The 7,686-nt window shown below is 50.0% G+C and carries 9 protein-coding genes; 8 read left to right on the plus strand and 1 reads right to left on the minus strand.

Features of this window, described 5'->3' with window-relative positions; all coding sequences use genetic code 11:
• From HP439_RS16485 to HP439_RS16515, 7 genes are all read left to right on the plus strand, one after another.
• Nucleotides 1–790 (plus strand): hypothetical protein (locus HP439_RS16485; protein WP_216657885.1); only part of this gene is annotated, 790 nt, incomplete at its 5' end.
• A 3-nt stretch (nucleotides 791–793) separates the two neighbouring features.
• On the plus strand, nucleotides 794–1,921 hold the full coding sequence (locus tag HP439_RS16490) for a TraJ family protein (protein WP_172391440.1): 1,128 nt from the start codon (nucleotides 794–796) through the stop codon (nucleotides 1,919–1,921).
• Between the two features lie 23 nt (nucleotides 1,922–1,944).
• Complete coding sequence (traK, locus tag HP439_RS16495) at nucleotides 1,945–2,565, plus strand: conjugative transposon protein TraK (RefSeq protein WP_172391441.1); 621 nt, start codon at nucleotides 1,945–1,947, stop codon at nucleotides 2,563–2,565.
• Nucleotides 2,543–3,007: a hypothetical protein gene (locus HP439_RS16500; protein ID WP_172391442.1), complete on the plus strand. Its 465-nt coding sequence runs from the start codon at nucleotides 2,543–2,545 to the stop codon at nucleotides 3,005–3,007. Before traK ends, HP439_RS16500 begins: the two co-directional genes overlap by 23 nt.
• Nucleotides 3,004–4,170: a conjugative transposon protein TraM gene (locus tag HP439_RS16505; RefSeq protein ID WP_172391443.1), complete on the plus strand. Its 1,167-nt coding sequence runs from the start codon at nucleotides 3,004–3,006 to the stop codon at nucleotides 4,168–4,170. The genes HP439_RS16500 and HP439_RS16505 overlap by 4 nt, the downstream gene beginning before the upstream one ends.
• Before the next feature lie 4 nt (nucleotides 4,171–4,174).
• The gene (traN, locus tag HP439_RS16510; protein WP_172391444.1) at nucleotides 4,175–5,023 is read left to right on the plus strand and encodes a conjugative transposon protein TraN; all 849 of its coding nucleotides are present in this window, start codon (nucleotides 4,175–4,177) and stop codon (nucleotides 5,021–5,023) included.
• Nucleotides 5,024–5,116: 93 nt separating this feature from the next.
• Nucleotides 5,117–7,132, plus strand: a complete 2,016-nt coding sequence (locus HP439_RS16515; RefSeq protein WP_172391445.1) for a type IV secretory system conjugative DNA transfer family protein — start codon at nucleotides 5,117–5,119, stop codon at nucleotides 7,130–7,132.
• 140 nt (nucleotides 7,133–7,272) lie between these two features.
• Here HP439_RS16515 and HP439_RS19580 read toward each other — a convergent pair whose 3' ends face one another.
• Nucleotides 7,273–7,482: a hypothetical protein gene (locus HP439_RS19580; protein WP_246229396.1), complete on the minus strand. Its 210-nt coding sequence runs from the start codon at nucleotides 7,480–7,482 to the stop codon at nucleotides 7,273–7,275.
• Here HP439_RS19580 and HP439_RS19785 point away from each other — a divergent pair.
• The gene (locus tag HP439_RS19785) at nucleotides 7,387–7,671 is read left to right on the plus strand and encodes a M23 family metallopeptidase (RefSeq protein WP_425501383.1); all 285 of its coding nucleotides are present in this window, start codon (nucleotides 7,387–7,389) and stop codon (nucleotides 7,669–7,671) included. The genes HP439_RS19580 and HP439_RS19785 overlap by 96 nt on opposite strands.
• The last annotated feature ends 15 nt before the right edge of the window (nucleotides 7,672–7,686 follow it).

Here is a 7,686-nt window from a genome sequence, read left to right on the forward strand (position 1 = left end):
GCTACCGGCAACCCTAATGAGCCTACTTTTATTGTTAGCGATCCCACCAGCCAGCGGCCAGAATATAAAAAGACAGACGGATAAACATATTGTTAACCAGCACGAGCGCATGGTCTTTAAAAGCTGGGACCGAAAAAAGTTTACACCAAAAAAAGGATTCCTCGGGCTGAACTACCAGTACTGGCTAACCTGGGCCTGGCACCCCAACTACCCAAAAACAGACCGACGGCCCCTGCGCCCGGGCGGGCCGCAGACCCTGCGCATGGGGCTCGTGCTGGCCATGCAGCAAACAGAGAAAAGCTATAAGCTGCAGTCCGATACCATTAAAAAAAATGCGGTAAGCGAAGCTGCCAGTCGGGCGGGTCTTCTGAGTCCCGCCGATCCGCTATGGAAGCTTTATTACGGGCGGATGTTTAGCGACCTATTAGATTCCATGGCTAAAGATCCGCTTGCCGGATTAGAGCAGCCCGTAAAATTACGGCTCAAACAGCTCGGTTCATTAGAATGGTATACCCAGCAGCGTGCTGAATTCAAAGAAAGACTGGACGGGATGCGCGCAGCGGACATAGAACGTGGAAACCGGATCCTCGGCTACCACCACCTTTTAATGGATTATAGAAAACTCCTCACGCAGTGGAAGAGGAAGATCGCCCACACAAAAAAATATTTAAAGATCAGGGAAGGCTGGGATATATCGCGCGATAAGCCGGCAGCTCATCCGGTATTTACTGCGCCTAAAAGCGATATCGAAATAGTAGATGAAGTCCTAAAAAATAACCAATACCCTTAAGTTATGCATGTATTCAATCAAATACCGCTCGTGCAGGTGAATCCTGTCGATGTGCCAGAGTCATTTAAAGAAACCTTTGGATTCCTGCAGGGAAACGGCGTATACGACGCTGGAGCGCTGCATTTTTTCAGAAGTCTAAAAGATACCATCTGGACGCATTACGACACGTTCATCTCCGATGCCCAGGCGCTGGCAGCGATATTTATGCTCATCTACTTTGCGATCCGGTGTTACGAGATGATGGCCGGCGATAAAAAACTGGAGATCATGCCCCTACTTCGGCCATTCGGACTGGTGATGATTATTCTCTGGTGGAGCCCTTTCACCAGGGCCGTCGCTTTTCCGACGGACATCATTGCTGCAAAAGCAGAAGCGGTTTACGAAGGCGGGCAGGATGAAGTCAATGGTCTGCGCCTTCAGCGGGCAAAGCTGATGATCGAAGTAGCCGATCAGCTCACCAAAATTGAAGCCCAGACCGAAATCGCAGCTAAAGAAGCCGACGTATGGTACGAGGAAGCCTGGCAGTCGGTCACCTCCACCGTCAAAGAAGGCTTCGCCCAAGTATGGAACCCGATCGTAGAGCTCCGAAACCGCATGCAGGTCGGCATACAGCTTCTGGCAACTTATACGCTTGAAACCCTTGCCATATGGATTCTGCGCCTGTGCGTCTATATTATCTTCATCATTCAGATCATCTATTCTACGGTGTTGATTATCCTGGGGCCGTTCTCTGTTGCAGCGAGCATCCTACCGATATTTAAAGATTCCTTTAGTAACTGGCTTTCGCGCTTTATAAGCGTGAACCTTTATACCGGTATTGCTTTTTTAGTGATGTATATATCCAGTCTCTTCCAGCAGTATGCCCTATCGGCAGAAATAACCCGGTACCAGGAGCTCGTGGGTACCCAGGGGGCAAACATGGAAAAGCTCGCATACTTTGCCGGCAACGGGCTGCTCAGCTTCGGCATTGTCATCATCGCCTTTTTAATCGGCGGTCTATCCATGCTCACCGTGCCGAGCATCTCTACCTGGATCGTTTCCACCTCTGGCGTCACCTCTGCTGCAAGCGCTTTTGGCAGAGGTGCTTCCTCCGCCGCCGGTAAAGCGCGTAAGGCGCTTGCCAAAATATGATATCAAATCCAACTCTACCCATTATGATTATTAAAAACATTGAAGCCAAAGTCCGCCTGGCTGCCCTCACTACAGTCCTTACGCTGGTTACCTGCTTACTGATAACAGGGCTCATGCTGTTGTTTTTATCCAACCAGCTCAGTAAAGCGGGCAGCACGGTATACCTGCTGGACAGCTCGGGACAGACATTCTCCGCGCAGCGCAGTAACCTGGAGCTCAACCGGCCCGCTGAATACAGGGCCCATATCATCGCCTTTCATTCCTACTTCTTTACCCTGGCTCCGGATGAAAAATTCATCGAGTCGCAGATGGAAAAAGCCATGTACCTGATCGATGAGACCGGAGCGCTTCAGTACAATAACCTGCGTGAAAAAGGATTCTTCAACTCCGTACTTTCCTCCAGCTCGGTGCTCACCCTCCAGACAGATTCCGTGGTTATTGACCAGAAAAAGATGTATTTCCGCTACTACGGAAAACAGACCATTGACAGGCGTAGCTCCACCCTGGTCCGATCGCTGCAGACCGAAGGATACCTGCGGGATCTGGATCTCAGAACCCAAAACAATGCGCACGGCCTGCTTATAACGCGCTGGAAGACCCTAGAAAATAAAGATATCAGCCATGTTCAAAAAAGTAATTTTTAACCAAAAGAAAATATCGGTTTTAGTTCCGCCCTCAGCGTCTGCAAAAAAGACTTTAACCGAAATGAATTCCATTCAGACCTCGCTGGAAAGGCACCCCCGGCTCACCTTATCGGTGATGATCACCCTGATGCTTGCTTCGAGTTGCTACCTGCTACTCAAAGAGCTCCCGGCTAAGGGAAAAGAATCGCCTACCGCTGCACTGATGGCCCCGGCCGGCGAAAGCATGAAAGGAATCGTCAATTCCGCAGCTGCTCTTAGCGAAATGATCGCCCTGCAGCAGCAGATGGACGTCCTGCTTGCCAAAGATAGTCTACTATCCGGCGACAGCATCAATATCGAGCGCGCGCTGGACCAAATACAGCTAATCGAAAAACGCCTCGGCTGGAGCGGACAGCCTGGTAGCGGCCGCTCCGAATATCCCAACAAAACAACTAAACCATGAAAATAAACTTCAAAAAGCCCCAAGTGGCTTTGCCCCTTATTGCGCTTCCTTTTGTTCTGATCTTTTTTTATGCCTATAGGTCGTTATCTGCCGGCAAGACTACGGGTCCGCAGCCGGCGCTTGTTGCAAGTGACTCCCTGCAGGGAAGTCTCGCCGATGTGTCCCAGCAGGTGAAATCCCGGCCGCTGGCCAGTAAACTCAGCGCCTACCGGCAGCAATACCGTGATGGTGATGGATATACCGCAATTAAGCAGCTCGGGGAAGATCAGCTTCAGCAGTACCGCTTTGATGAGCTGTACTCCAGAGAGGAAAAGCAGCGGTTAGATTCCATCGAAAAAGCGCTAAAACTTACTAGCCCGATATCGCCGCCTTTAGCGGATGACTGGTCCCAGCAGCAGCGCGAGCAGGACCTTGCCGTGCAGCAGGCACTGGCCGCCCTGTCTCAGCCTATACCCCAGCAAGCGAAGGAACCGGAGAAACCGGCCGCCGATCCCATGGAACTCTTCCGAATGCAGATGGCCTACGCCGACAGTATGGCAAAAGCGAATGATCCACAGCTGCAGCAAGAGCGCGTCCTGGAACGGCAGCAGCAGTTGCAGCAGGAGCTGCAGCCCGAGCTACTGCCGGCTGCAAAATACGATGCTGCCAGCCACGCATTTAACACCCTAATGCCGCAAAACAAAGAAACACCGATTCAGGCTATCATCGATGAGGCTGTTACGGGAACCGCGGAATCCCGCATCCGGATTCGTCTGCTTGACGATATGCTTATCGGCGGGCAGCACAACATTCCCAGCGGCACTTATCTGTACGCCCGGATGAGTGGATTTGCTGCCCAGCGGGTAATGCTGAGCGTGACATCCATCCTGTGGGGTAAAACGGTCTTGCCTGTCAAGCTCGAAATATATGATAACGACGGCGCCAAAGGATTATACGTGCCTGCATCGGCCTTCAGGGAGTTCAGTAAAGAGCTGGGGAGCAGTTCCGCTCAGGGGCTTACCCTGCAGCAACAGGCTGCCGGAAATGCGCAGATGGTCATGGGTACCCTGCAGCGCATGTTTCAGTCCACCAGCTCCGCCCTCTCTAAACAGATCCGAAAAAATAAAGCGAAAATAAAATACAACAGCCTGGTGTACCTAATCGATGGCTCCCAGCAAAAATAACATTATGAAAACAAATATATTATTATTCATCCTGCTGTTCATAGCTAGCAGTAGCACCGCTCACGCCCAGAGGCAGCAGGCGACTACCTATCAAAGGCAGCTCCCCTGGCTTATCATTGCACCCGAGCGTACCCTGCATATCATCTCTCCTGAACCTATTTCGTACGTCGATATCTCCTCTGGTAAGATCATAGGCGATTTGCCACTTGACAATGTCTTGCGGCTAAAGCTTCAATCCGATAGCACTGCAAGGCTTGAAGCTGAGAAACTCGGAACCGTTAGCATCGTGGGTGAGGCCTATATTACCCAGTACAGCCTTCAGCTGGCAGGTAGTCCCGATATAAGTAGCCTACCGGTCCGAGTGAATATACTACCCATCCATATGACGCCGCTGGATATATCAGGAGTCAGCCTTTCTACCCCGCAGATCAAAAATAAAGCACTGCAGATTCTCACCGGTAGAGAAAATAAAACTACTGTCCGCAAAAACAAAGAATTCGGGATAACTATGAGCGTAAACGGTATCTACACGGCCACTGATTACATCTTTATTGATCTATCGGTGACTAACGGTTCTAAACTTAAATACGATCCTGATGAGCTCCGTTTTTTTATTGAAGATAAAAAAATCACCAAAGCCACCAACGTGCAGAGTATCGAGATTGAACCGATCTTTACACTTCACCCCCTGGGCCCTTTTAAGCGTTCCTTCCGGAATATCTACGTGATCAAAAAAGTAAGTTTCCCCGGCAGTAAGGTACTTAAGATCAGCATTAGCGAGCAGCAGATATCCGGCAGGACACTGGAACTTAAAATAAAATACCGCGATATACTAGATGCTGATAGCATTTAAAGATAAGCTCAGGTCGTTCGTCTTTTAAACTTAGATGTGCGGCGCTTTGAGCTTAAGCCGGTACGGAAGTGAGCTTATACAAATCAATTTAATATGGAAGAAACCAAAGAACAGCAGCGCCTGCACGCACTATTGCAGCTGGCCATATATTTCTCGGTGTTTATCGAGCTGTACATTTTTATTCTAACTCCATTTTATCCAGCATCGGGCGTGTTTGCCGGGCCGTTGCGCGTTATTTACGGCAGCCTGGCTCGATTACCGATCTACGCCGATCTTTTATACAGCAAGCTTTTCACGCTGGTACTGATCCTGCTGACCTCCGTAGGCACCCGGAGCAGAAAAAGCACTGAACTGAACCCCAAGATGCAGATTCTGCTGCCCCTGGCTTTTGGTCTTGCCAGCATGCTGGCCGGGCTGCCCCTGCAACAGCAGCTCATGCATGCAGCAGATGGTATCGCGCTTCATGGGCTGTACGCCTTTTCGGCAATAGCAGGAGCGCTACTTTGCCACATTGCTATGGATAATGTTTCAAAATTGATAAGCTCCAGGTTCGGCAAAGACAAGTGGAACGTTGAAGGTGAATCCTTCATGCAGCAGACAAAGCTCGTCCAGACGGAGCAGTCCGTAAACATCCCCATGCAGTTTTATTTTAAGGGAAAAGTACTGGATGGCTGGATCAATATTGTTAATATTTTCCGGGCCGTGATCACAATCGGGGTACCCGGATCGGGCAAAACATTCGGCATTATCAACCCCGCAATCCGGCAGCTGATTGCTAAAGAGTTCTCCGCCTGTATATACGACTACAAACATCCGGATCTCGGTAAGCTCGCCTATTATCACTATACCCTGGCGCGCAACAGGGGAAAGTGCAAGGCGCACGCTTTTCATGTGATCAACCTTACCGATCCCACTTGCAGCCGGCGGATAAATCCCTGGCGCGCGGATTATATCCGCACGCTGGCTGAAGCATCCGAGAGCGCCGAGGCACTCGTAGAAGCCCTTAAGAAAGGGGATAAAAGCGGCGGCGCGGATCAGTTCTTCACCCAGTCGGCCATCAACTTCCTTGCGGCCTGCATTTATTTTTTTGCGCAGCACAATGGCGGTAAATATTCCAGTCTCCCCCATGTGCTCTCGTTTTTAAACGGCTCTTACCAGGAGATCTTTGACACGCTGTTTTCGATGCCCGAACTCCACGCGCTCCTCTCGCCTTTTCAGTCGGCCTTTGCCGCTAAAGCTTTTAATCAACTTGAGGGGCAAATCGGAACGCTGAAGATATTTCTCTCGCGCCTAGCAACAAAAGAAACCTTCTGGGTATTCTCGGGCGATGACTTTGATCTTAAAATATCAGCAGTGGATAATCCCTCGATACTGGTGATCGCTAATGATCCGGGTACCCAGAGCGTAAACTCAGCCTGCTATTCGGTTGTTATAAACCGGATAACTAAACTGCTTAACAGCAAGGGGAATCTCCCTTCGGCCTTAATAATTGACGAGGTGCCGACGCTCTACATCCATAAAATTGAAAACCTGATCGCCGTAGCGCGCTCTAATAAAGTAGCTGTCATCCTGGGGCTGCAGGAACTTCCGCAGTTTCGTCAGCAGTACGGTAAAGATACCGCAGCAACGATTACTTCGGTTGTCGGAAATGTACTTGCCGGATCGGTGCGCTCCAAGGACACCCTGGAATGGCTGGAGCGCCTGCTGGGAAAAGTAAAGCAGCGCAGCGAAAGCCTGAGTATCGATCGGAACAAGACTTCACTTTCGATCAGTGAAAAGCTGGAGCCGCTGGTGCCAGCAGGCAAAATAGCATCCCTAAAAACAGGGGAGATAATCGGCATTCTTGCCGGCGAACCCAGCGCGAAGTACGACGGTAAATTCGAAACGTCTGCAGTAAACTGCAAGGTGAATCTGGACCAAAGTGAAATAGACAAAGAGGAGCAGCTCTATCGTGCGCTGCCGCAGTATTATGATTTTAAAGGGCAGATGAATACGGTGCTCCTAGCCAACTACAACCGGATTACTACCGAAGTACAGGCGGTCATTGCCAGCATACCGGGCAGCACCGGTAGCCATGCCCCGCAGCACACGCCAATCCGGGGACGCTAAAGCGTTTACCCCTATCTTTTTTCTTTAGTAAAAACCGAATTATTATGAATACAACTCTAAAAATCTATCTTGCCTTGTTTCTCGTATTTCTAGGATCAGGCCGAGCTTTTAGCCAGCATACGATCCGCTTCCACCCACCACTACCAGTGGTAAAAATCACCTCGCCGTTCGGGTCCCGCGTGCATCCCGTTACCGGCATACCCGGATTCCACAGCGGAGTCGACCTTGCCGCCAGAGACTCCCCCGTTTACAGCATGCTGACCGGAAAAGTATTGCGCACAGGTGCGCATCCCTACCTGGGGAATTTTATTACGGTAGGCTGCTCGAATATTGAAGTTACCTATGGGCATCTATCGAAGATTCTGGTAAGTAAAGGAGAGCCCCTTTATCCTGGTAAATGTATAGCAGTAAGCGGAAGAACAGGACGCGTTACAGGAGAGCATCTGCACCTTTCGATAAAACATAAAGGAAAATACCTGTGTCCTATTCGCTTCATGAATAGCCTTCATGCCCGGCTAACCGCATTACCTAAAAAGTAAATTTTCTAACAAAAA

It is taken from the genome of Sphingobacterium shayense, from assembly GCF_013179575.1.
Taxonomy (GTDB): domain Bacteria; phylum Bacteroidota; class Bacteroidia; order Sphingobacteriales; family Sphingobacteriaceae; genus Sphingobacterium; species Sphingobacterium shayense.